This window comes from Nocardia carnea (assembly GCF_029868325.1).
Taxonomy (GTDB): domain Bacteria; phylum Actinomycetota; class Actinomycetes; order Mycobacteriales; family Mycobacteriaceae; genus Nocardia; species Nocardia carnea_C.
Genome location: NZ_JARWNW010000078.1, coordinates 1 through 23495 on the forward strand (window position 1 = coordinate 1; position 23495 = coordinate 23495).

The 23495-nt window shown below is 67.9% G+C and carries 22 protein-coding genes; 10 read left to right on the forward strand and 12 right to left on the reverse strand.

Going from position 1 to position 23495, the window contains the following annotated elements:
- Positions 1–610, reverse strand: a 610-nt coding sequence (locus QH196_RS04380; protein ID WP_280414443.1) for an MFS transporter, incomplete at its 3' end; no start/stop codon positions are given.
- 76 nt (positions 611–686) lie between these two features.
- On the opposite strand from QH196_RS04380, the gene QH196_RS04385 reads away from it, so the two are divergent.
- A complete protein-coding gene (locus tag QH196_RS04385; protein WP_280414444.1) occupies positions 687–1154 on the forward strand; it encodes a winged helix-turn-helix transcriptional regulator in 468 nt (155 codons plus the stop codon).
- A 94-nt stretch (positions 1155–1248) separates the two neighbouring features.
- On the opposite strand, the gene QH196_RS04390 is transcribed toward QH196_RS04385, so the two are convergent.
- Entirely contained in the window at positions 1249–2421 is a 1173-nt protein-coding gene (locus QH196_RS04390; protein ID WP_280414445.1) for an aminotransferase class V-fold PLP-dependent enzyme, read from the reverse strand.
- Positions 2422–2539: 118 nt separating this feature from the next.
- Between QH196_RS04390 and egtA the strand changes: the two genes are divergently transcribed.
- From egtA to egtD, 4 genes are all read left to right on the forward strand, one after another.
- Positions 2540–3847, forward strand: a complete 1308-nt coding sequence (gene egtA, locus QH196_RS04395) for an ergothioneine biosynthesis glutamate--cysteine ligase EgtA (protein WP_280414446.1) — start codon at positions 2540–2542, stop codon at positions 3845–3847.
- 80 nt (positions 3848–3927) lie between these two features.
- Positions 3928–5223, forward strand: a complete 1296-nt coding sequence (egtB, locus tag QH196_RS04400; RefSeq protein ID WP_432279432.1) for an ergothioneine biosynthesis protein EgtB — start codon at positions 3928–3930, stop codon at positions 5221–5223.
- Complete coding sequence (egtC, locus tag QH196_RS04405) at positions 5223–6059, forward strand: ergothioneine biosynthesis protein EgtC (RefSeq protein WP_280414448.1); 837 nt, start codon at positions 5223–5225, stop codon at positions 6057–6059. The genes egtB and egtC overlap by 1 nt, the downstream gene beginning before the upstream one ends.
- Entirely contained in the window at positions 6053–7027 is a 975-nt protein-coding gene (egtD, locus tag QH196_RS04410) for an L-histidine N(alpha)-methyltransferase (protein ID WP_280414463.1), read from the forward strand. Before egtC ends, egtD begins: the two co-directional genes overlap by 7 nt.
- Before the next feature lie 64 nt (positions 7028–7091).
- Here the strand turns inward: egtD and pth are convergent, their stop codons facing one another.
- Both pth and QH196_RS04420 read right to left on the reverse strand, forming a co-directional pair.
- On the reverse strand, positions 7092–7667 hold the full coding sequence (gene pth, locus QH196_RS04415) for an aminoacyl-tRNA hydrolase (RefSeq protein WP_280414449.1): 576 nt from the start codon (positions 7665–7667) through the stop codon (positions 7092–7094).
- A 19-nt stretch (positions 7668–7686) separates the two neighbouring features.
- Positions 7687–8286 (reverse strand): 50S ribosomal protein L25/general stress protein Ctc, encoded by a 600-nt coding sequence (locus QH196_RS04420; RefSeq protein WP_280414450.1) that lies wholly within the window; start codon positions 8284–8286, stop codon positions 7687–7689.
- A 318-nt stretch (positions 8287–8604) separates the two neighbouring features.
- Here QH196_RS04420 and QH196_RS04425 point away from each other — a divergent pair, with 318 nt between their 5' ends.
- Positions 8605–10245, forward strand: a complete 1641-nt coding sequence (locus QH196_RS04425; protein ID WP_280414451.1) for a peptide chain release factor 3 — start codon at positions 8605–8607, stop codon at positions 10243–10245.
- 334 nt (positions 10246–10579) lie between these two features.
- On the opposite strand, the gene QH196_RS04430 is transcribed toward QH196_RS04425, so the two are convergent.
- Positions 10580–11176 (reverse strand): nuclear transport factor 2 family protein, encoded by a 597-nt coding sequence (locus QH196_RS04430; RefSeq protein WP_280414464.1) that lies wholly within the window; start codon positions 11174–11176, stop codon positions 10580–10582.
- Between the two features lie 375 nt (positions 11177–11551).
- A complete protein-coding gene (locus tag QH196_RS04435) occupies positions 11552–12532 on the reverse strand; it encodes an Abi-alpha family protein (RefSeq protein WP_280414452.1) in 981 nt (326 codons plus the stop codon).
- Positions 12533–12759: 227 nt separating this feature from the next.
- Here QH196_RS04435 and QH196_RS04440 point away from each other — a divergent pair, with 227 nt between their 5' ends.
- On the forward strand, positions 12760–14082 hold the full coding sequence (locus QH196_RS04440) for a hypothetical protein (RefSeq protein ID WP_280414453.1): 1323 nt from the start codon (positions 12760–12762) through the stop codon (positions 14080–14082).
- Positions 14073–14933, forward strand: a complete 861-nt coding sequence (locus tag QH196_RS04445; protein WP_280414454.1) for an Abi-alpha family protein — start codon at positions 14073–14075, stop codon at positions 14931–14933. The genes QH196_RS04440 and QH196_RS04445 overlap by 10 nt, the downstream gene beginning before the upstream one ends.
- A gap of 22 nt (positions 14934–14955) precedes the next feature.
- Here QH196_RS04445 and QH196_RS04450 read toward each other — a convergent pair whose 3' ends face one another.
- A complete protein-coding gene (locus QH196_RS04450) occupies positions 14956–16764 on the reverse strand; it encodes an ABC-F family ATP-binding cassette domain-containing protein (protein WP_280414455.1) in 1809 nt (602 codons plus the stop codon).
- A 193-nt stretch (positions 16765–16957) separates the two neighbouring features.
- A complete protein-coding gene (locus tag QH196_RS04455; protein ID WP_280414456.1) occupies positions 16958–17929 on the reverse strand; it encodes a 4-(cytidine 5'-diphospho)-2-C-methyl-D-erythritol kinase in 972 nt (323 codons plus the stop codon).
- 144 nt (positions 17930–18073) lie between these two features.
- Here QH196_RS04455 and QH196_RS04460 point away from each other — a divergent pair, with 144 nt between their 5' ends.
- Entirely contained in the window at positions 18074–18283 is a 210-nt protein-coding gene (locus QH196_RS04460) for a heavy-metal-associated domain-containing protein (RefSeq protein ID WP_280414457.1), read from the forward strand.
- On the opposite strand, the gene rsmA is transcribed toward QH196_RS04460, so the two are convergent.
- The 3 genes from rsmA to QH196_RS04475 all read right to left on the reverse strand — a co-directional run bounded on the left by rsmA (position 18265) and on the right by QH196_RS04475 (position 20707).
- On the reverse strand, positions 18265–19152 hold the full coding sequence (gene rsmA / locus QH196_RS04465) for a 16S rRNA (adenine(1518)-N(6)/adenine(1519)-N(6))-dimethyltransferase RsmA (RefSeq protein ID WP_432279433.1): 888 nt from the start codon (positions 19150–19152) through the stop codon (positions 18265–18267). The genes QH196_RS04460 and rsmA overlap by 19 nt on opposite strands.
- Before the next feature lie 378 nt (positions 19153–19530).
- Entirely contained in the window at positions 19531–19683 is a 153-nt protein-coding gene (locus tag QH196_RS04470; RefSeq protein WP_280414459.1) for a hypothetical protein, read from the reverse strand.
- 190 nt (positions 19684–19873) lie between these two features.
- A complete protein-coding gene (locus QH196_RS04475) occupies positions 19874–20707 on the reverse strand; it encodes a TatD family hydrolase (RefSeq protein ID WP_280414460.1) in 834 nt (277 codons plus the stop codon).
- Positions 20708–20903: 196 nt separating this feature from the next.
- Here QH196_RS04475 and metG point away from each other — a divergent pair, with 196 nt between their 5' ends.
- Complete coding sequence (gene metG / locus QH196_RS04480; RefSeq protein ID WP_280414461.1) at positions 20904–22469, forward strand: methionine--tRNA ligase; 1566 nt, start codon at positions 20904–20906, stop codon at positions 22467–22469.
- Positions 22470–22542: 73 nt separating this feature from the next.
- On the opposite strand, the gene rsmI is transcribed toward metG, so the two are convergent.
- A complete protein-coding gene (gene rsmI, locus QH196_RS04485) occupies positions 22543–23388 on the reverse strand; it encodes a 16S rRNA (cytidine(1402)-2'-O)-methyltransferase (protein WP_280414462.1) in 846 nt (281 codons plus the stop codon).
- Positions 23389–23495 lie beyond the last annotated feature (107 nt).

Genomic DNA, 23495 nt, shown 5'->3' on the forward strand with positions numbered 1-23495 from the left:
GGAGGCCGAGCGAGACCATTACGTCGCCGTAAGAGGTCCGGCGGGCCGGGCGATGACCTGCCGGCAGCTGCTTCAGAACAATGAGGGAAAGCACGACGAGAAGCACCGCGAGCGTGATGTAGATGCTTCGCCATCCCGACAGCGCAGCGAGTCCCCCGGCCAGCACTCTTGCTCCCAGAATTCCGATGACGACGCCGGATGTGACGACTCCGAGAGTGCGACCACGCTCGGCCGGAGTCGAAAGGTCGGCAGCGAACGCGACCGTGGTTTGAACGACCACTGCGAACAGGCCCGCGCCGGCAAGGCCGACCAGCAAGAGCCACAGACCGGGAGCGACCGCTGCCACCAGCATGCCCACTGCGGCGAGGAGCAGTTGAGCACCGATGAGCTTACGCCGGTCGAGCATGTCTCCCAGGGGGACGAGGACCACCAGACCGATCAGGTAGCCGACTTGCCCTGCTGCCACGATCCACCCCAGATCGGCCTCGGGCACTCCCAGGTCGCGCCCGATCTGCGCGAGCACAGGCTGCGCGACATAGATCGTTGCCACGGCGACGGAGCACACCGTCGCGAGCAGCATCGTTCGGTTAAACGTGATACCCACATCCACCTCAATCAGTAGCAAAATGCAACTAACCAAACTTTAAGGCAGAATAGTTTCAATACGCAACTCATCAGGAGGTGTGATGAACCCCGCCCGAAGCTTCGACGACACGGAGTGGACTGACTCCACTTGCCCGGTCGCGCGCACGCTCGACCTTGTCGGAGACCGGTGGACCCTGCTCATCATTCGCGACGCGATGGACGGCGCGCGATCGTTCACCGACTTCCAGCAGCGCACCGGGGTCGCGCGCAACATCCTCACCGACCGGCTCCGCCGCCTGGTCGATCGTGGCATCCTCGAACGACAGACAGCGGTGTCCGGACGGCGACAGGTCTACGTGCTCACCGAGTCCGGCCGCGACCTCTTCACCGTCATCGTGGCAATGCGTCAGTGGGGCGAGCGGCACACGTTCGACCGGCACGAGGCTCACTCTGTCCTGGTCGACAAAAGCGGGCTCCCACTCGCACAACTGCGCCCTACCGACTCCCAGGGAGCCACGGCGAACATGGACACAACCACTGTCGTGCGCAACAACCAGGGCACAGCATGACGGGCTTGCGGCCACACCGAATCCAGCTCATTCCATGGCATTCGGGGCCACACCGCCGGCACTGCAGACAGGTGCCGGCTTCGGCCGAAACCGGTTACAAGGCGGCGACGGCGGAGAGGAAACGGTCCAGTTCAGGACGGTCGACGAAGCAGTGCGGGGAGGCGCGGACCACCGACCCCAGACCACGGGACGACATATCGAGCAGTGTCGAACTCGCATGGCTGACCGTCACAGTGATGTCGGAGTCCAGCAGCCGGTCCCGGACCTCGACCGGCTCCACACCGGCGACCGTGAACGACACGATGCCGCTGTGCTCGACACCCAGATCCCGCACCGTCACCCCCGGCAATTCGCCGAGCGCGCCCCGCAGATAATCGGCGCGCTCGGCGATCGCGGCATAGACCTGATCGGGTCCGAGATCGAGAAGGTAGCGCACGGCCGCGCCGAGCCCGAGCCGGGCCGCCACATCGTGCTCCCAGAACTCGAAACGGGAAGCGTCGGGCGCCATCCGGTATTCGTCCGGGCCGGTCCACGCGGCGCTGTGCAGGTCGAGCCGGCCGGGTTCCAGTGCGGCCGCCAATTCCGGTCGCAGATAGAGGAATCCGGTGCCGCGCGGGCCGCGCAACCATTTCCGGCCGGTAGCGGACAGCGCGTCCACGCCCAGTTCGGTGACGTCCAGCGGGAGCTGCCCGGCGGATTGGCAGGCGTCGAGTACGACCAGTGCGCCACCGGCGCGCGCGATCCGCGCGGCCGCGGCCACCGGGTTCACCAAGCCGCCGTTGGTGGGGACATGCAGCAGTGAAACCAGCCGCACCCGTTCGTCCATCATCGCGTCGAGGGCCTCGATATCGATCCGGCCCTCGGCGTCGCCGGGGATCTGTTCCACCCGGGCGCCGGTGGCGCGAGCCCGCTGCAACGCGGCGATGGCGTTACTGGCGTAGTCGGCGCCGGAGATTAGGATCCGGTCGCCGGGGCGCAACGGTACGGCGTAGAAGAAATCGGTCCAGGCGCGGGTGGCGCTATCGCTGAGAGCGATGGTGCCCGGGGTCGCGTTGATCAGCTCCGCGATCGCCGCCTTGACCCCCGCCAGATCGTCGAGCCGTTCGTTGGCTGCCCGGTACCCGCCGATCTCCGCCTCCCGGCGCAGATGACCGATCACGGTGTCGGTGACCACCCGCGGCGGGAGCGAGGACCCCGCACTGTCCAAGAAAACGGCTCCGTTTCCGACGCCGGGCGTATCGGCGCGTACTCGCTGCTCATCGACCATATCCCCGACACTAGTGCCGATTCCGTGACAAGTTCGCGCTCAAAATGTGTCTGTGCCCGTCGCTACGCTGGATTCCACGTAAGAGCCGCACCACCGAGAAACCCGCATGGAGGTTGGTATGGCGGTCACCCTCGAACATCCGGAATCGACCAGCGACTCGTCCCCACCCCCGGCCCTCAGCAGCCGCGCGGCGGCCGAAGCGTATCTCGGCGGCGTCTGTTTCAAATTGGGCCCGCCGCTGCTCATCGGCGCCGAACTCGAATGGTTCACCGTCCATCGCCCCGATACCGCAGCGCGCCGCGGCTCCGCGCACGGTTCGTTCACCGGCCGCCGCCCCACCGCCGCCCTCCTCGCACAGGCCCTCGGCCCGCACGCACCCCACTCCATCGCCCCCGATTCTCCTGCCGAGCCGCTGTCCGGCGGCAGCCGGGTCACCGTCGAACCCGGCGGGCAGATCGAACTCTCCAGCATCGCCGTCCCCGACCCCACCGACCTGTGCGCCCGCCTCAGCGCCGACTACCGGCGCCTGCACGAACTTCTCTCCGCCCGGTCGATCGGGATGGTCTCCGCCGCCGCCGACCCCGCGCGCGTACCCCGCTGCCAGTTACGGCAACCGCGCTACCAGGCCATGGAGGACTATTTCGGCCGGATCGGCCCGTTCGGCCGGCTGATGATGAGCAATACCGCGGCCGCGCAGATCAGCCTGGATATCGGTGCCGACAGCACCGAACTCACCGCCCGCTGGACAGCCCTGCACGCCCTGGGCCCGGCGCTGGTGGCGGCCTTCGCGTGCTCGCCCGTACTGCGCGGTGCCCCGTCCGGCGAATGGGCCTCGCAACGGATGCGCACCTGGCTGCATCTGGATCCCGGCCGCGCCTGCCCCCCGGTCGCCGAATGGACCGATCCGGTCACCGGCTACGCCCGCTGGGCACTGGACGCGCCGCTGCTGTGCGTGCGCCGCTCCGAGGAAGGCCCGGCCCGGCCGGGAATCGCCTGGCGGGCCCCCGAGGGAGCCACGTTCGACGATTGGCTCTCAGGCGGTCTGGACACCGAAATCGGCCGCCGGCCCGATATCGACGATCTGCGATACCACCTCACCACCCTGTTCCCGCCGGTGCGCCCGGCCGGATACTTCGAGGTCCGCTACCTCGACGCCCAGCCCGGCGAGGGCTGGCAGGTACCGATCGCGGTGCTGCACGCACTGTTGTCCACCCCGGCCGCTGTCGCCGACGCCACCGCCGCCGCCGCGGATACCGCGGACCGCTGGCTGGATGCCGCACGCCACGGTCTCGCCGATCCGCAACTGCGCGCCGCCGCGGTCGCACTACTGGAAGCAGCGATAGCGCACAGCCGGGAACCCGCACCGGGGTTGTACGAGGCACTGCACCGTTGCGCGGCCGGCGAGCAACCAGCGGGAATCTCATGAGCCACAGGGACGCCCCTGCCGTAGAGCGGAGTGATTACGTGACCGTCCAGCACTACACCGACCGATCCGGTACCGAGCGGCTGCGCGAACATATCGCGTCGACACTGCAGCGGGCCCGGCAGCGGACAGCCGCGCTCACCGACTGCGTGGACGAGGCCGAACTCGTCGCCCAGCACTCCCGGTTGATGAGTCCACTGGTGTGGGATCTGGCCCATATCGGCAATCAGGAGGAACTGTGGCTGGTCCGCGATGTCGGCGGCCGCGACCCGGTGCGTGCCGATATCGACGAGCTGTACGACGCGTTCAAACACGCCCGGCCGGATCGTCCGCAACTGCCGCTGCTGAATCCCGGCGAGGCCCGCGGGTATGTCGGCACCGTGCGGGAAAAGGTATGGGATGTACTCGAACGCAGCCCGTTACGGGGCGGCGAACTGGTCGACGGCGGGTTCGCATTCGGCATGATCGCCCAGCACGAACAGCAGCACGACGAAACCATGCTGGCCACCCATCAGCTGCGCGCCGGAAGCCCGGTGCTGTCCGCACCCGCACCACCGGCCGCCGATACCGCGGTCCGCGGGGAGGTCGTGATACCGGCGGGCGAATTCACCATGGGCACCTCCACCGACCAGTGGGCTCTGGACAACGAGCGCCCCGCCCATCCCGTGCACGTACCGGCGTTCGCGATCGATGCCGCCCCGATCAGCAACGGGCAATACCTCGAATTCGTCGCCGACGGCGGATACGACCGGCGGGAACTGTGGTCCGAACGCGGCTGGGCGCATCGGCAGGAGGCCGGGCTCACCGCGCCTCGATTCTGGGAGCGAGACTCCGCCGGACAGTGGTGGCGACGCGTATTCGGGGTACGCCGCCCGCTGCGCCCGCAACAGCCGGTGGTGCACGTGTGCTGGTTCGAAGCGCAGGCCTACGCCACCTGGGCGGGTAAACGCCTGCCCACCGAGGCCGAATGGGAGAAGGCCGCCCGCTACGACCCGGCCACCGGCCGCACCCGCGCCTACCCGTGGGGCGATACCGAGCCCGGCCCGGCCACCGCCAACCTGGGGCAGCGTCATCTGGAACCGGCCGATATCGGCGCCTACCCGGCGGGTGCGTCGGCGGCGGGTGTGCATCAGCTCATCGGCGATGTCTGGGAATGGACCTCCTCGGGATTCCACCCCTACCCCGGGTTCCGGGCCTTCCCCTACCGCGAATACTCGGAGGTCTTCTTCGGCGGCGACTACCGGGTGCTGCGCGGTGGTTCGTTCGGCACCGACCCCGTCGCCTGCCGCGGCACCTTCCGCAACTGGGATCATCCGATCCGCCGGCAGATCTTCTCCGGCTTCCGGCTGGCCCGCACCCTCGACCCGCGGGAGGCATGATGTGCCGTCACCTGGGTTATGTCGGCCCACCGGCGTCGGTCGGCGAACTCCTTTTGCGCGGACCGCATTCGCTGCGCACCCAGTCGTGGGCGCCGCGGGATATGCGCGGCGGCGGCACCATCAATGCCGACGGGTTCGGGGTCGCCTGGTGGGGCCCGGACCCGGCGGCGGTGACCCGCTATCGCAACCCCGACCCGATCTGGACCGACCCCGCGGTGGAGGAAGTGCTGCCGCAGCTCACTTCCCACGCGGTCCTCGGGAGTGTCCGTTCGGCCACCGTCGGGATGCCGGTGCAGCGTTCGTCGTGCGCGCCGTTCCTGTGGGATCGCTGGGCGTTCAGCCACAACGGGGTGATTCCGCACTGGCGGACAGCGCTCACCGCCGTCCTGTCCGATCTCGATGTCGCCGCCACCCGCGCGGGAATGACCCGCCGCTACGAAACCAGCCATCTGCTCGAAGCCGAAGCGCTCACCGATTCCGCCGCCCTGTGGGTGCTGTTGCGCCGCCTGCTCGACCCCGACACCCCGGCGGGTCTCGCCGAAGATCCGGGCACCGCACTGCGCCTGCTGGTGACGACGGTGCTGCACCATGCGCCCGACGCCCGGCTGAACCTGCTGATCGGCGACGGCCGCGCACTCTGGGCGAGTACCTGCTACCACTCGCTGTCCGCGCTGGTCACCGACGATTTCGCGATCCTTTCCTCCGAACCGTACGACGACGATCCGCGGTGGCAGTCGCTACCCGACCGGGTCGTCGTCCATGCCGAACCCGGCCGGCTGAACGTCGAACCATTGGAGCCCGCCGGAGCCACCGCGACAGAGAGCCTGCCATCGTGAACGAACCCACCGTGGAAGTCCACCTCACCGACGCCGACCTGACGGCTGCCCTGCACGCCGACGCCCGCCGCGGTCTCACCGACAGCCCGAAATGGCTGCCGCCCAAATGGTTCTACGATGCCCGCGGCAGTGAACTGTTCGAACAGATCACCGCCCTGCCCGAGTACTACCCCACCCGCACCGAAAGGGCGCTGCTGGAGAACGTCGCGGGTGCGATCGCGCGGACGGCGCAAGCGGAGGTGCTGGTCGAACTGGGGTCGGGTTCGGCCAGTAAGACACGCCTGCTGCTCACCGCGCTCACCGCCGAGGGGCCGTTGAAGACCTATGTGCCGCAGGATGTTTCGGAATCCGCACTGCGTGCTTCCGCGGCCGAGGTCGCGCTGGAATTCCCCGGACTGGCCGTGCACGGGGTGGTCAGCGATTTCACCGATACGCTGGCGACCCTGCCGCGCGGCGGGCGGCGGATGATCGCTTTCCTCGGCGGCACACTCGGCAATATGGTGCCCGCCGAACGCGCCGAATTCCTCGGCGGTATCCACGATGTGCTGGAACCCGGCGAACAACTGCTGCTCGGTGCGGGATTGGTGGTGGACCCGTCGATCCTGATCCCCGCCTACGACGACGCCGCCGGTATCACCGCGGAATTCAACCGGAATGTCCTGCGCGTCCTCAACACCCGGCTGGGAGCCGATTTCGACCCCGAAGCATTCGGCCATATCGCGCACTGGGACACGGAAAACGAATGGATCGAAATGCGGCTGGCAGCCACCGCGGATATGGAGGTCACCGTCGCCGACCTGGGCCTCACGGTGCACTTCACCCGCGGTGAACAGCTACGCACCGAGATATCCGCGAAATTCCGCCCCACCGGCCTGGACACCGAACTCCGCGCCGCGGGCTTCGTATCGGAGCACACCTGGACCGACCCCGGCAACCGTTTCGCCCTGACCCTCGCCGCCCGAGTCTGACCGCAACTGTCAGAAGAGCCCGAGCTTCAGCATCAGGCCGCGGTCACGGGCCGCTCGAGCGCGATCAGTGCAGCTGGTTCTGCGCGGTTTCCAAACCCACCCGCAGCAGCAGTTCCACCGCGTCGGCGGCCTGTTCGACGACCACTGGCAATTCCTTACGCTCGGCCGACGCGAACGGTTTGAGAACGAAATCGGCCGGATCCTGGCGGCCGGGTGGGCGGCCGATCCCGATCCGGGTGCGCAGATAATCCTTGGTGGTCAGGGCGCCGGAAACCGAGCGCAGCCCGTTGTGGCCGCCCTCACCGCCACCACGCTTCAACCGGACCACACCGAACGGCAGATCCAGTTCGTCGTGGACAACGATCACCTCGGTGGGCGGCACCGAGAAGAAGCGGGCCAGCGCTGCCACCGGCCGCCCGGACAAATTCATATACGACCGCGGTTTCGCGATCAGTACCTGCCGCCCATCCAACCGGGCCTGCAACACATCGGTACCCGACTTCTTGTGGACAGTGAAACGGCCGCCGATCCGCTCGGCGAGCGAATCGGCGACCAGAAAGCCCACATTGTGCCGGGTGCGTTCGTACTCGGGACCCGGATTGCCCAAACCGACGACGAGCGCCGGTACGGTATCGGCCATCGCGGAAGGTCGACCCGTCCTATTCGGCGGCTTCGCCCTCGGCGGCCTCGCCCTCGGCCTCCGGCTCGGCGGCGGCACGGGCCTCGACAATGTTCACCAGCAGCGTCTCGGGGTCGCCGGCCAGGCTGACACCCTTGGGCAGCTCGATCGCACCGGCAGTGATCTGGGTGCCCGGCTCGGCATTGAAGATCGAGACGTCGATCGACTCGGGAATGTTCAGGGCCTCGGCGGAGACGGAAACAGTGGTGGCCTCCTGGGTCACCAGGGTGCCCGCGGCGGCCTCACCGGTCAGGTTGATCGGCACATCGGCGGTGACCGCTTCACCGCGCTGCACGATCAGCAGATCGGCGTGCTCGATGTAACGGTGGATCGGGTGCACGACGACCGACTTCGTCAGCGCCAGCTGCTTCTTACCCTCGATATCCAGGTTGAGCACCGCATTGGTGCCGTGCTGGCGCAGGATGGCGGCGAACGACAGCGCGTCCAGCGACAGATGCTGCGGATCGGACTGGTGCCCGTACAGGACCGCCGGAACGTTGCCCGCGCGGCGGGTGCGGCGCGCGGCACCCTTGCCGAACTCGGTGCGGATCTTCGCTTCGAGAAGGTTGACGTCGGACATGACTGGATAACTCCTACGGCTCTACCGGGCTTATGGGCGGTTGCCAGGGAAATCGCGCCCCTGGTCAGGTGGTCTGCTCGTCAGGCGAAGACCGAACGCAAGCGGCCGGAAGCCGCGCCGCGTCGATCACGGTGCCGCAGATTTGCGAACCCTCGCCGAGACAACCCGAATACTGTAACCCAGCGGCCCTGAAAGTCCGGAATCGGGAGGGGAGTGCCTATTGGCGCGCCTCCGGAGCGCGGCCGGGCGCTGGTCCCGGTCCGGCGGTCACGTAGCCTGAACGGTTGTTCCCGAACTCCCGCCGAAAGGTTTCCTCCGTTGACCGCCTCCACCGAGGGCGCCGCGCCCGCCGCGCGCGGATTGGCCGGCGAGGTGTCGCGGCGCCGTACCTTCGCCGTGATCTCGCATCCCGACGCAGGTAAATCGACGCTCACCGAAGCGCTCGCGCTGCATGCCCGCAAGATCTCCGAGGCCGGTGCCATCCACGGCAAGGCGGGCCGCAAATCCACCGTCTCGGACTGGATGGAGATGGAGAAGGCGCGCGGGATCTCGGTGAGCTCCACCGCGCTGCAGTTCAACTACCGGGCCGCGGGCTCCGATATCGACAATGTGATCAACCTCGTCGACACTCCGGGCCACTCCGATTTCTCCGAGGACACCTACCGGGTGCTGACGGCGGTGGACGCCGCGGTGATGCTGATCGACGCCGCCAAGGGCCTGGAACCGCAGACCTTGAAACTGTTCCAGGTATGCCGCCACCGGGGTATCCCGGTGATCACCGTCATCAACAAATGGGACCGTCCCGGGCGGGCCCCGCTGGAACTGCTCGACGAGATCGAGGAACGGATCGGCCTCACCCCGACCCCGCTGTTCCTGCCGGTCGGTATCGCGGGTGATTTCCGCGGCCTGCTGCGTCGCGGCCCGGAGGGCGCGGCCGCCGAATACATCCATTTCACCCGCACCGCCGGCGGTGCAACCATCGCGCCCGAGGAATCACTCACGCCCGCATCGGCCGAAGCCAGAGAGGGTGAGCCGTGGACCACGGCGGCGGAGGAGAGTGAACTGCTGTCGGCCACCGGGCAGGACCACGACCAGGAGTTGTTCCTGGCCGGGCAGACCTCACCGGTGATCTACGCCTCGGCCATGCTGAACTTCGGTGTCCGGCAGATCCTGGAAACACTGGTCGAGCTGGCGCCCGCACCGGGTTCGCGCGCGGATATCGGCGGCAACCCGCGTAACCCGCAGGACCCGTTCAGTGCCGTCGTGTTCAAGGTGCAGGCGGGGATGGACACCGCCCACCGCGACCGGCTCGCGTTCATGCGCATCGTGTCGGGTGAGTTCGAACGCGGCATGGTGGTCACCCACGCGCAGACCGGCCGGCCGTTCGCGACCAAATACGCGTTGACCATCTTCGGCCGGGAACGCGAAACCGTCGATACCGCCTACCCGGGTGATGTGGTGGGCCTGGTCAACGCGACCGCGCTCGCGCCCGGGCACACCCTGTTCGTCGACAAGAAGGTCGAGTTCCCGCCGATTCCGTCGTTCGCCCCCGAACATTTCGCCGCCCTGCGGGCGCGCAGCGCCGGTAAGTACAAGCAGTTCCGGAAGGCGATCGATCAGCTCGATTCCGAGGGCGTGGTGCAGGTGCTGCGCAACGATTCCCGCGGTGACGCCTCCCCTGTACTCGCCGCGGTCGGCCCGATGCAGTTCGAGGTGGTGACCGCCCGGATGCAGGGCGAATTCGGCGTGGAAACCCAGCTCGACCATCTCGCCTACACCATTGCCCGGCGCACCGATACCGCTTCGGCGCCCGAACTGGACCGCCAGCGCGGGGTGGAGGTGTTCACGCGCAGCGACGGCGCGATTCTCGCGGTGTTCAGCGATAAATGGCGGCTGCAGTACATCCAGAAGGAAATGCCGGAACTCACCTTGGAACCGCTGGTCGCGGCCGCCGACTGAGCCTGCCGCAGCCCCAGCGCAACCACCCGGCCCCGGCGCGACTGCCCGGCCCGCCGCAATCGCTCGCCCCCCGGCGCAACCGCTCGGTGCCGGCGCGTCTGCCCGGCTTCTGCGATGGAGTTGGCCTGCGGCCAGGTCAGGCCGCTCGGGCGGTGGCCACTGGACCCGGACAGAATGTCGATGCGACCGCCGCCCGCCCGTGACGCGACCGTTCGTCCCACACACAACCCACTCGGTCAGCGGCGGAACTCGGTCTGCAGGACAACCGTGCGGCCCACCCGGCTTGCCGCGGAACCGCCCACCGCGAGAGCACTCGACCGGACAGCGCGACCGGTCAGCCCGCCGCCCGGTGCTCGGGGCCCGGGTATTCCTGGTCGCTGCCGCCGATGGATTCCTCGGGTGCCTCGTCGCGTGTCGCGGTCTCCCGTGGGTCGCGTTCGACGGATTCGACACCGTCCGAATGCTGGGTCAACCCCCACCGGTTGGCGGTCAGCCGCAGACTGGGCAGATCGCTGAGCGAGAGCACCACCTCGTAGGTGCGTTCGTACCCCGTATGCGCGATCCGCCAGCGGCCGTCGTCGCAGCGGACGTATTCGTCGGTGTAGAAGGCGGCGCCGCGCAGCAGCATATTGTTCTCGGGAATCAGCACCGTATCGGAGAGGTACCAGATCCCGGTGGCCCGATCGCCGCTCACATCGATCTCCGGGTGATCGCAGCGGTGCTCGGTGATGACGTGCGGGCCCAAGGTGTTGCGCAGGAACGTCAAGTACGCTTCCCGGGATTCGAACTGCAGGTATTCGCTGTAGGTTGCCGTCGCTTCCGGGACCATCGTCTCGGCGAAGTCGTCCCAGAGTTTGCTGTCCAGCGTCCGGACATAGCGGAACTTGAGTCGATGGATCTCCAGGACATCCTCCGATGCGGCGGATGCCATCGGGCGTGAGGTGTTCGGTCGTGCGGGTCCCATGGTCAGCGGCACATCCGTTTCGGGTTCGAGCCGCGGCGGGAGTGAGATATCCAGTCCGGCGCCCAGCGCCGCCGCGAGCGCGGCACCGGAGAAGGCCATGGTTTCACTGCTCTGGCCCGGCCGCCGGGGAAAACCACCCGGGTGCGGCCCCGGATCGTTGTGCTCCTCGCCCTGGTCCATAACTCCACCATCCCACCTGAAATGGACAAATTGGGAGGCTATTCAGATCTGTATCGGATTGCTATCCAGCGTCGGCGGTATTACGGGGGCCGAATTCGGGCCGGTCAGCGATGGTTTCCGGCCGGGTGTGGGCGGCGATCCGTGACCCCGGCGGCGCGGTTGTCAGGGCCGCTGACCGTTGCCGATGGTGAAACAGGTACGGCAGAAATCCTCACCGAACTCCGTCAGGCGCAGACTTTTGCGGACGATTTTCGGGGCTCGGCCCGCCTTTTTCAAAGCGTCCTCCACGATCGGCTGGACCTCGAGCACCATATAGCGGCTCAGTACCACGGGATCGTCGGAATTGTGGGTCAGTCCCAGCCGGCTGAGATTGATCAGATACGACCGGGCCCGGTCGATGTAGCGCACACCGGCCTGCTCCGGTACCGAGGTCAGCCCACCGGAGATCAGCTCGGATCCGATACCCAGCGGGCGGTTGGTGCGGACGTCGACCGTCGGCTGCGGCCCGTTGAGGGCCATATAGCGCAGGATGCGGGCCTCGTCGGGGGCGAGTTCGTCGAGTATCCGGTCGTAGGCGGGATGCACTTCTTCGGTGAAGTAGACATCGGCCGAACGGGCCAGCAGCGCATCCCCGCGTTTACGGAGCTCGGCGACGGTGGCCGACCGCATATACGAGCCCACCGCCACCGTCTGCTGACCGGAGGCCTGCCCGGTCGGCACATAGCTGACGATTTCGCGCACCGACCCCTCGGTGACCCCGAGCGCACTGCGCGCGATGGACCGCAGCGCGTTACCGGTGCGCTCGGCGATCTCGGCCGAGGATTCCCCGTCCAGGGCCGCCTGGGTGATCTCCCGGGTGACCTCGAAGGACGTGTTCGCCGCCCACTGCCCGCCGCGCACCACACTGCCGGCCGCGACCCCGGCCGCGCGGAAAACGCCGCGGATGAGCCGGGCCTCGTTGCTGATCTGCCGCTGCTCGACATCGGCGCTGCGTTCGACACTCGACGGCGGCCGGCGGACGACATCGGCCGGGTCGGGGCTCGTCTTCGGCGCCGGATCCGGGCCGGTTCCGGCCGGCGGACTCCATTGCACGGGCCGGGAACCGGTCCGGGTGAACTCCTGTCCGGTCCTGTCGTCTGCCACGTCTACTCCGATATCGCCAGATGAACGAATCCCGCTCACCGATTATTGCCCATCGACGGTGATAGCCCCGCGCCGGACCATGGATCCGGCTCACGTCTGAGACACTAATGTGTCGCGGCCGGTTGCGCTGCCGGCGGGATGGCCGCCGCAGCGCGGTTACGGTCCGGCCGTGGTGCTAATTTGAAGTCCCGGTGAGGCGGCGATCACCGGGAGCAGGAGGGTGTGTCGTGTTGGAGAGTGTGTTCGGGGTGCACCCGACGATCCTCCTGGAATTACTGACCATTCCGCTGTTCACCGGCGTCATCGGTTACATCACCAACTGGACCGGTGTGCTGATGCTGTTCCGGCCGATCGCCTTTCACGGTATCCGGGTCCCCGGCCTGCGCTATCTGTACCCGTACCTGCCCAAGCGGATCCAGATCCTGCCGCTGCTGAGCCACGACGGCCGCTTCGGCTGGCAGGGCATCGTGCCGTCCCGGGCCGACAAAATGGCCAGTATCGCGGTGGACAAAGGACTTTCGAAACTCGGTAGTGTCGCCGATTTCTATCGCGAACTGGAACCGGATGCGCTCGCCGAGCATCTCGCGCTGACCGCCGAAACCCAGATCCGCGATATCGTCGAGAACATTCTGCGCCGCGACCACCCGCAGCTCTGGTACAACCTGCCGTCCCAGCTGCGGGAGATGGTGCACGCGCGGGTCCGCCAGCAACTACCGGATATTCTGCGCGAACTCACCGACGAACTGGGCGCGAACATCGATCAGCTGCTCGACGTCAAACAAATGGTGATCCGTTATTTCCAGGCCCGCCCCCAGCTGCTCAATCAGTTGTTTCAGGTGCTGGGCGCCAAGGAATTGCGTTTCATGCAGAATTTCGGTCTGTATTTCGGCGCCCCGATGGGTGTGGTGCTGGTCGCGATCCTGCATACGACCGGATGGCCGACCTTGGCGGTCCTGCCGATCGGCGGGGTGATCATCGGCTGGGTGGTCAACTGGGTGGGCCTGAATATGATCTTCGCGCCCGCCGAGCCGAAATGGTGGTGCCCGTGGCGGCAGGGTCTGCTGATCAAACGGCAGAACGAAATCACCGACGGTTACGCCGAACTCGTCTCCACCCAGGTGATGACGGTCGCCAATATCGGTGACGAACTGCTCAACGGCCCCAAATCGGATCGCACCCTGCAGATGCTGGAGGACACCCTGCGACCGGCCGCCGATCGCGCTCTGGGCCCGGCGCGCGGCGCGGTGAAACTGGTGCTCGGCAACCGCGACTACGAGTCACTGACCCAGACCCTCACCTCCGAGGCGATGGCCATCGCACCACTGGCGTTCGCCGACGCCGATTTCAACGAACGCCAGGGCAAGCAGATCGGCGCCTATATCGCCAAGCAGATGTCGGAACTCTCACCGAACGATTTCGTCGATATGTTGCGTTCGGCGATCAAACAGGACGAATGGTTGCTGTTCGTGCACGGCGGTGTCCTCGGGCTGTTCGCGGGATACGCGCATATCCTGGTGTTCGGAACGGGGGTAGCGACCACATGGCTGTGAACGAGGAACCCGGCGAGCCGGACAGTCCGCACGAACCCGGACGCCCCGGCGAGCATCGCGATCCGGTGGGCCCGATCGGACCCGTCGCGGCGGTGCGTGCCGTGAGCGGGGTCGCGCGGGTCGCGGCGTCGGTGGTGTCCGGTACCGCGCGGTGGGGTGTGCACACCGCGCTGGATGTCACCGAGACGGTGGTACGCGGCAGTATGGCCGGGCAGCCGCCCGCCGAGATCCGCACCGACGCGACCCGGCAGATCCGGGAGGCGCTACGCCTGGCGCTCGGGGTCACCGCCACGGAATCGTCGGCCACCACCTCCCCGACCGAACGATCGCTGCGGGAACAGGGCGCGGCGCTGCTGCGCCTGGCCGCCAGCACGCGGGCGCCCGACGAGGGACATCCGGCGTTCGCCCGGATCCTGGCCGAACTCACCTCCGACGAAGCCCGCATCCTGCGGTTGCTCCGTCTCGAAGGACCACAGCCGACCGTGACCGTCCGCGGCGGCCGTACGTCGCGGCGGGCCCGCCGATCCGGCGCGGCACGATCCGGGGCGGACGATCTCGGCGTGAGCATGATCGGTGAGCACGCCGGACTCCGGCATCCGGAACGCATCCAGCGCTACCTGAACAACCTGCGGCGGGTCGGCCTGATCGAGACACTGCCCGAACCGGTGGGCACCCCGGAGCGCTACCAGCTCCTGGAAGCCCAGACCGTGGTGGCCGAGCTGCTGAAACAGGCCGGCGGCCGGGGCAAACTCCAGCACCGGGGCATCGCCCTCACCACCTTCGGCGGCGAATTCGTGCAGGCCAGCCTGCCCATCGCCGGCGAGGAAGGTCCGGCCACCGGCACCCCCTGATACGCCGGTGTGCCGCGACCGCTCACACCTGGTCGGCGAGTTCCATCCAGCGTTCCTCGGCGGTTTCCTTCTCCGCCTGCACCTCTTTGAGCTCGGCGCCCAGGGTGACCAGCTTGTCGGGTTCGGTGGCCGCCGCGGCGAGCGCGGTGTGCAATTTCGCCTCGCGTTCGCCGAGTTTGTCGATGGCGCGTTCCAGGCGGGAGAGTTCCTTACGGGCCGCGCGGTAGGCCGCCGAATCGGTTTGCGGTGCCTCGGCCCGGTTCACGGACGCCGCCTGCCGGGCGGTGTCGCCGGACTCGAGTTCGGCCCGCCGGGTCAGATACTGGGTGATCCCGCCGGGCAGGTTGGTGAGCTTACCGTCGCCGAACAGCGCCCAGGTGCTATCGCAGATCCGCTCGATCAGGTAGCGGTCGTGGCTGATCACGACCAGCGTTCCGGCCCAGTTGTCGAGCAGATCCTCCAACTGCTGCAGAGTGTCGATATCGAGGTCGTTGGTGGGTTCGTCGAGCAGCAGCACATTCGGCTCCGACATGAGGATGCGGGTGAGCTGCAACCGGCGGCGTTCACCACCCGAGAGATCCCGGACCGGGGTGCGTTGCCGCGCCGGGGTGAACCCGAGTCGTTCCGCGAGCTGCCCGGCGGACAGTTCCAGCGCCTTGCTGCCCTCCCCGAGAGTGATCCGCATGGCGATCTCCTGGACCGCCTCGAGCACCCGCATATCGGTGGGGAGGTCGTCGAGTTCCTGCCGCAGCCAGCCGATCCGCACGGTCTGTCCCTGCACCCGTTTACCCGCGACCGGTTCGACATCACCGGCCAGTGCCCGCAGCAGGGTGGTTTTACCCGAGCCGTTCACACCTACCAGGCCGACCCGTTCGCCGGGAGCCAGCCGCCAGGTCAGATCCTGGACCAGTTCGCGGCCGTCCGGTGTGGTGAGGGTCGCGTCCTCGAGTTCCACGACCACCCGGCCCAGCCGCTTCTTGGCGAACGAAGCCAGCGACACACTGTCGCGCGGCGGCGGGACATCGGCGATCAGAGCCTCCGCGGCCTCCACCCGGTAGCGCGGTTTGGAAGTGCGGGCCTGCGGGCCCCGCCGCAACCAGGCCAGTTCCTTACGCGCCAGGTTCCGCCGCCGGGCCTCGGTGGCATCGGCCTGACGGGCGCGTTCGGCGCGCGCGAAGATCCAGTCGCCGTAGCCGCCCTCGTAGGTTTCCACCCGGCCGCCCACCACTTCCCAGGTGCGGGTCGCGACGGTATCGAGGAACCAGCGATCGTGGGTGACCACGACCAGCGCGCTGCGCCGGGCCAGCAAATGTTCGGCCAGCCACTGCACACCCTCGACATCGAGATGGTTGGTCGGTTCGTCGAGTACCAGCAGATCCAGATCGCGTACCAGGGCGGCGGCCAGCGCGACCCGGCGGCGTTCCCCACCGGACAGATTCGTCACCGTGGTGTCCAGGCCCAGCCCGGCGATCCCGATACCGTCGAGGACCGAACGGATCCGGGGGTCCGCGGCCCATTCGTGCTCGGCGATATCCCCGGTCGGCGCGTCGTCGGCCAGACCGGCCAGCACCACCTCACCGACGGTCGCGCCCTCGGGCAGCACCCCGCGCTGGGTGACCACGGCCATCCGCAGTCCGCCGAGCCGGCTGACCCGGCCGCCGTCGGGCTCCTCGATCCCGGTCAGGACCTCGAGCAGCGTGGTCTTACCGCCGCCGTTGAGACCGACCACCCCGATCCGCTCGCCCGCATGCACCCCCAGCGAGACCCCGTCGAGCAGTGGTTTGATCCCGAAACTCTTGCTGACCTGTTCGAGATTGATCAGGTTGGCCATGAATCCTTCCGCCTCCGCTGCCGGCCACGCCGATACGCGACCCCGACCAGCCTATCGAGGGCCCCGCACCGGCCGACCGCCGCCGGGGCCGAGCACCGCCCGGCGGACGGAAACGACCGGGCCGCGGCGGCCACCGCTGGGTCGCAGCCGCAGCGATCACACGGTTGCCGGCCCGAGGCCGGGCCTGCGAACGTTACGCCCGGCGCGGCCCGGGGGCCGGCGGTTCCGGAGACGGGTGATGCGGTTCTTCCTGGCCGGTTATGCGCGCTCCCGGCACCGGACCGGTCGCGGTCCGCACACTGCGGGCGACTCCGGCACCGGAGAGTTCGGCTGCCACGGCGACGGCGGATTCGGTGGTTTCGCAGAGGAAGGCGCAGGTCGGGCCGGAGCCCGATACGAGGCCGGCCAGTGCTCCGGCCTCCACCCCGGCGCGGAGCGTGCGGCGCAGGTCGGGGCGTAGCGAGACCGCGGCGGCTTGCAGATCGTTGCCGAGCAGCGGCGCGAGCTGGTGCGCATCGCCGGAGGCAAGGGCCTGCATGAGGGCCTGGGGTTCGCCGAGGCGTGGGGGTTTGCCCTGGACGCGGAGCCGATCGAGTTCGGTGAAGACCTCCGGCGTGGACAGCCCACCCTTCGCCAGGGCCAGCACCCAGTGGAATGAATTACGCGAGAGCACCGGAAGCAGCCGTTCCCCGCGGCCGGTGCCGAGCGCGGTCCCGCCGTGCAGCGCGAACGGGACATCGCTGCCCAGTTCGGCGGCCACCGCGGCGAGTTCGTCCCGATGCAGGCCCAGTTCCCAGAGCTCGTTGAGGCCCACCAGCGCGGCGGCCGCATCGGCGCTACCGCCGGCCATTCCCCCGGCTACCGGAATACCCTTGTCGATGGTGATTTCCACCAGCGGTGCGCGGCCCGCCAGCTGGGCGAGCCGGACCGCCGCCTTCCAGACGAGATTGGTGCGGTCGGTGGGGACTTCCGCCGCGCCTTCCCCGGTGACCCGCAGGGTGAGCGAGTTGGCGGGCGCGATCTCCAGATCATCGGCGAGCGACAGGGCCTGGAAAACGGTGGTGAGTTCGTGGTAGCCGTCGGCGCGCAGGTCACCTACTCCCAGATGGAGGTTGACCTTCGAGGGTGCCCGCACGGTGACGGGACTGGGCACAACGGACAGCACGGTGCCCAAGCCTAATGGGTGCCGCTGGACGGGGACCATCCGAAGACCGCGCAGTGACCCGGACCGCACCACCCTTGCAACCAGCTACCCCCGGGGGGTATATTTCGTGGCGTTCCGACAGAGGCCGAGCGCGAAGGAGACACCATGTCCACCACCAGCACCTACACCGTCAGCGGTATGACCTGCAGCCACTGCGTCCAGGCGGTGAAATCGGAAATCGGCAAAATCGACGGCGTCACCAGCGTGGACGTCGATCTCGCCTCGGGCCGGGTCGTGGTCGACGCCGCCGCGGACATCGCCGATACCGATATCGCGGCCGCGGTGGACGAAGCGGGCTACGAACTGGCGAGCTGATCCCCGGCCTGCGCGGCGAGGCGGACGAAGGCTGCGGTATCAAGGGTTTCCCCGCGCGCGGTCGGCGCGATACCCGCGGCGACCAGCCTTCGCTCCGCCTCCACCGGGCTCCCCGCCCAACCCGCCAGCGCGGCCCGCAACGTTTTCCGGCGCTGCGCGAACGCGAGATCGATCACCTCGAACACCCGCAACCGATGCGATTGGTCCACAGGCCAGGGCGGTTCGGCAAACCGGTCCACCCGCACCAGCCCCGATTCCACCTGCGGCACCGGCCAGAACACCTGCCGGCCCACAGCGCCCGCCTTCGACACGGTGCCGTAGAAACCGGCCTTCACACTCGGTACGCCGTACACCCGGCTCCCCGGCGATGCGGCCAAGCGATCCGCGACCTCGGCCTGCACCATCACCAATGCCGTAGCAATACCCGGGAATTCGGCCAGCAGATGCAGTAGGACCGGAACAGCCACGTTATAGGGAAGATTCGCCACCAGGGCGGTCGGCGCGACCGGCAACATATCCGCGCGGACCCGCAGTGCGTCACCGGGCACCACGGTCAGCCGGTCGGCCAGGGTTGCGGCCCGTTCCCGCACCGTATCGGGCAATTGCGCCGCCAGCACGGGGTCGATCTCGACGGCGAGCACCGAATCCACCACATCCAGCAACGCCAGGGTCAGCGAACCCAGACCCGGCCCCACCTCGAGCACGGTATCCGCACGCCCGACACCGGCCGCGGTCACGATCCGCCGGACCGTATTGCCGTCGTGCACGAAGTTCTGCCCGAGCTGTTTGGTCGGGCGGACACCGAGCCGCTCGGCCAGCTCGCGCACCTGTGCGGGCCCCAGCAGAGCCACCTCACCACGCGCCATCATCTCGGCATCCGACACCGGGCGAACTTACCAACCGGGTTTCCGGCGGCGGCTCGGGCGGTGCCGACCGACGAATACGGCGACACCTCCGACGGTGCAGGTCGACACACGATCACGCCGGTCCCGGAGAGCTCGATCGAACCGGCCTCGGGAGCGGACAGTCCACGAAGGGGCGGGGCTGTAATTTTGGAGGCGCTCCGCGCCTCGAGGGTGGGGCCCTTACGGGCCCGGTTCTTCACTCCTCCGCTCCTCCGCTTCGCTCCCCCGCTCCGTCGCTCCAGAACCGGGCGGGCCCCACCCCGGGAATGTGGACCATCGAATGAGGTCCGGTATGCGGCGGAGCCAACGAGACGTGCGGGTCGGCCGTCCCCGCATGTACGGCTAGAAGTGTGCGGGCTGGTGCACCGGTAGTTGGTAGGAGTGACCGGCCGGGGCCGAATGCGCCCGGTCGCTGTGGGAATTGTGGGTGGCGATGGCCGCACCGGCGCCGACCATCAGGGTCAGCAGTACAGCGGCGATTGCCACGTAGAGCATGGGCGAGCGTGAGGAGTTGATCCTCGCAAAGGGTGACACGGTCACGGGACGATAACGAAGGTCGGGGGTCCCGACAACCGCAACGAACCGACCCGCCGATCCGGCGACGGCATACACCTGCCCAACCCCTGCTAGACGAAACGACGCAGGCAAAACTGTGATGCATATCACTTTCCTGGCGACGGCAGTTTCAGGCGGTGAATCCGTAAACGCGGCGCGCGTTCGCCGTGCTGATCTCCGCCAATTCCACCGGATCCTGCGCCCGCAATTCCGCCACCGCCCGCACGGTGTACGGCAGGCAGTACGGCTCGTTGGGCGCGCCCCGGTACGGGTGCGGAGTCAGATACGGTGCATCGGTTTCGACGAGCAATTGGTCGTCCGGCACCACCTTCACCGCCTCACGCAGTTCGTGCGCGTTCTTGAAACTCGCGGTCCCCGAGAAACTCAGGATGTACCCCTCCGCCACACAGGACAGCGCCATATTCGCGTCCGAGGAGAAACAGTGGAAGATCACCGTCTCCGGCGCGCCTTCGTCCAGCAATACGGTCAGCAGATCGTGATCGGCTTCCCGGTTGTGGATCATCAGCGGTTTACCGATCCGTTTGGCCAGATCGATATGCCAGCGGAAACCCTCGATCTGCGTGTCGATATCGGCGCAGCCGTCGAGTTTGCCCGGCCAGTAGTAGTCGAGCCCGGTCTCCCCGACCGCCACCACCCGCGGATCGGCCGCCAGCTTCTCCAGCTCCGCCCGCGCGGCCTCGTCGAGGGCGTTCGCCCGCGTCGGATGCAGGGCGACCGCCGCATACACCCGATCGTCCCACTGCGCGGCATCCACTGCCCAGCGGGCGGCGGCCAGATCGTCGGCGACGGTCACCACCCGGCCCACCCCCACTCCGGCCGCGCGATCGACCATCTCCGTGACCGACGCCGCATCGGTGGCCCCGCAGGCGTCGAGATGGGTGTGGGCATCCACCAGCGGCGCCAGCGGTTCGGGCAGCGGCGGGGCGGGACGCCGGGCGCTCATCGGCGGGCCACCGATCGCCGGCCGGCCGAGTTCACAACTGGGTGAGACTTTCGCACGGATTCACGAAGGAGCACGGCTCTCACAGTAGAGTCCGCCACCACTCCACTCGAACAACACCCGGGCCAGTACCCTCTGATGCCATGAACACGCAGTCGAGTCGGGTTCACACCGGTCCGCATGATGGAATCAAGGCACCATGAGCGCAGTCGACCGCCCCGCCTTCTATATCACCACGGCCATCGCGTACCCGAATGGTGCGCCGCATATCGGGCATGCCTACGAGTACATCTCCACCGATGCGCTCGCCCGGTTCAAGCGGCTCGACGGGTACGACGTGTTCTTCCTGACCGGTACCGACGAGCACGGCCAGAAGATGCAGCAGACCGCCGCCGCGGAGAACGTCCCGGTGGAAGAGCTGGCCGCGCGTAACTCCGATGTGTTCGAGCGAATGGACAAATCGCTCGATGTCTCCTTCGACCGGTTCATCCGCACCACCGACGCCGACCATCAGCGCGCCAGTATCGCGATCTGGCAGCGGATGCTCGACAACGGCGATATCTACCTCGACAACTACTCCGGCTGGTACTCGGTGCGCGACGAGGCGTTCTACACCGAGGAGGAGACCACGCTGCTCGACGACGGCAGCCGCATCTCCACCGAAACCAACACCCCGGTGACCTGGACCGAGGAATCCAATTTCTTCTTCCGGCTCTCGGCCTACCAGGACAAACTGCTCGCGCTCTACGACGAGCATCCGGAATTCATCGCCCCCGCGACCCGGCGCAACGAGATCGTCAGCTACGTCAAGGCCGGTCTCAAGGATCTGTCGATCTCCCGGACCACCTTCGACTGGGGTGTTCCGGTGCCCGGCCACCCCGACCACGTCATGTACGTATGGGTGGACGCGCTCACCAACTACCTCACCGGTGTCGGCTTCCCGGAAACCGATTCCACGGCCTTCGGCAAGTTCTGGCCGGCCGATGTGCACATCATCGGCAAGGACATCACCCGTTTCCACACCGTGTACTGGCCCGCCTTCCTGATGTCGGCCGGTATCGAACTGCCGAAGCGCGTCTTCGTGCACGGGTTCCTGTACAACAAGGGCGAGAAGATGTCGAAATCGGTCGGCAATGTGGTCGACCCGCTGGAACTCGTCGACACCTACGGCCTCGATGCCGTGCGCTTCTTCCTGCTGCGCGAAATCTCCTACGGTCAGGACGGCAGCTACAGCCACGACGCCATCGTCTCCCGGATCAACGCCGATCTGGCCAACGAGTTCGGCAACCTGGTGCAGCGCAGCCTGACCATGGTCGCCAAGAACTGCGGCGCGGCCGTACCCACTCCGGGTGAGTTCACCGCCGACGACCGCGCCCTGCTCGACCGCGCGAACGGCCTGCTGGAACGCTGCCGGGCCGAGTTCGACGTGCAGCAGATGCACCTGGCGCTGGAACAGATCTGGCTGACCCTCGGCGAAACCAACCGCTACTTCACCGCTCAGGCGCCCTGGACGCTGCGCAAATCCGGTACCGAGGAAGACCTCGCCCGGATGGCGACGGTCCTCTACGTCACCCTCGAGGTGATCCGGATCGTGGCGATCCTGGCCCAGCCGGCGATGCCGGGGTCGTCGGCCAAGATCCTGGACCTGCTCGCCCAGCCGGGCCGCGATTTCGCCGATATCGCGGCCCCGCTCGTCCCGGGTGTCTCCCTGCCCGCTCCGGAACCGGTGTTCCCACGCTATGTGGAGCCCAAAACCGACGAATGACCTGCGAGGCCGCCCGGGCGGCGGCCGTATTCACCCGACCATCCGATAGGAGGCGTTGTACCGCCCCGCCGCTTCACTCGACCGCGGCGCGGCGGGCAGCCAGGACAGCGTCGTAGAGTTCGCGCCGGGAAACCCCGGCGATCTCGGCGATCTCCGCGCTGGCGTCCTTGAGCCGCAGCCCCGCGGCCGCGCGTTCCTCGACCTGCGCCACCAGATCTGCGGGTTCGACGACAGTCGCGCTCGCCCCCTGCAGAACCACCGTGATCTCCCCGCGCGCGCCGCCCACCGCCCACTCGGCGAGTTCGGCGAGCGTGCCGCGCACGACCTCTTCGTAGGTTTTGGTGAGTTCCCGGCATACCGCGGCGCGCCGGTCGCCACCGAGGATCTCGACGGCGTCGGCCAGACATTCGGCCAACCGGTGCGGGGCCTCGAAGAACACGCAGGCCCGTCGCTCGGAGACCAGGGTGCCCAGCCATTCCTTGCGCTGCCCCGGTTTACGCGGCGCGAACCCGTCGAAACAGAACCGGTCGACCGGCAGCGCGGACAGCGCGAGCGCCGTCGTCACCGCCGAAGGCCCCGGGAGACAGGTCACCGGAAGGTTCCGTTCGGCACAGGCAGCCACCAATCGATACCCCGGATCGCTCACCGACGGCATCCCGGCATCGGTCACCAGCAGTACGGTCCGGCCGGCGCCGATCTCCTCCAGCAGCGCGGGAACCTTCGCCGACTCCACGTGGTCGTAGAAACTGATCACCCGGCCGCGTATCTCCACATCCAGCGCTTTCGCCAGCGCCCGAGTCCGCCGGGTGTCCTCCGCCGCGACGATATCGGCGGATCCCAGCGCGTCCCGTAACCGCTCGGAGGCATCCCCGATCTGCCCCAGCGGTGTCGCCGCCAGAACCAGCCCGCCCGTTGTCACCACACTCCCTGTCTTTTGGCGCCGACTTCGTCGGCGCGGGTTTCGGCCCCCTTGGTCCCTGCTGTCAGCACTCGATGCTCGCGGCTGCGCCGCATTGCCTCGAGTGC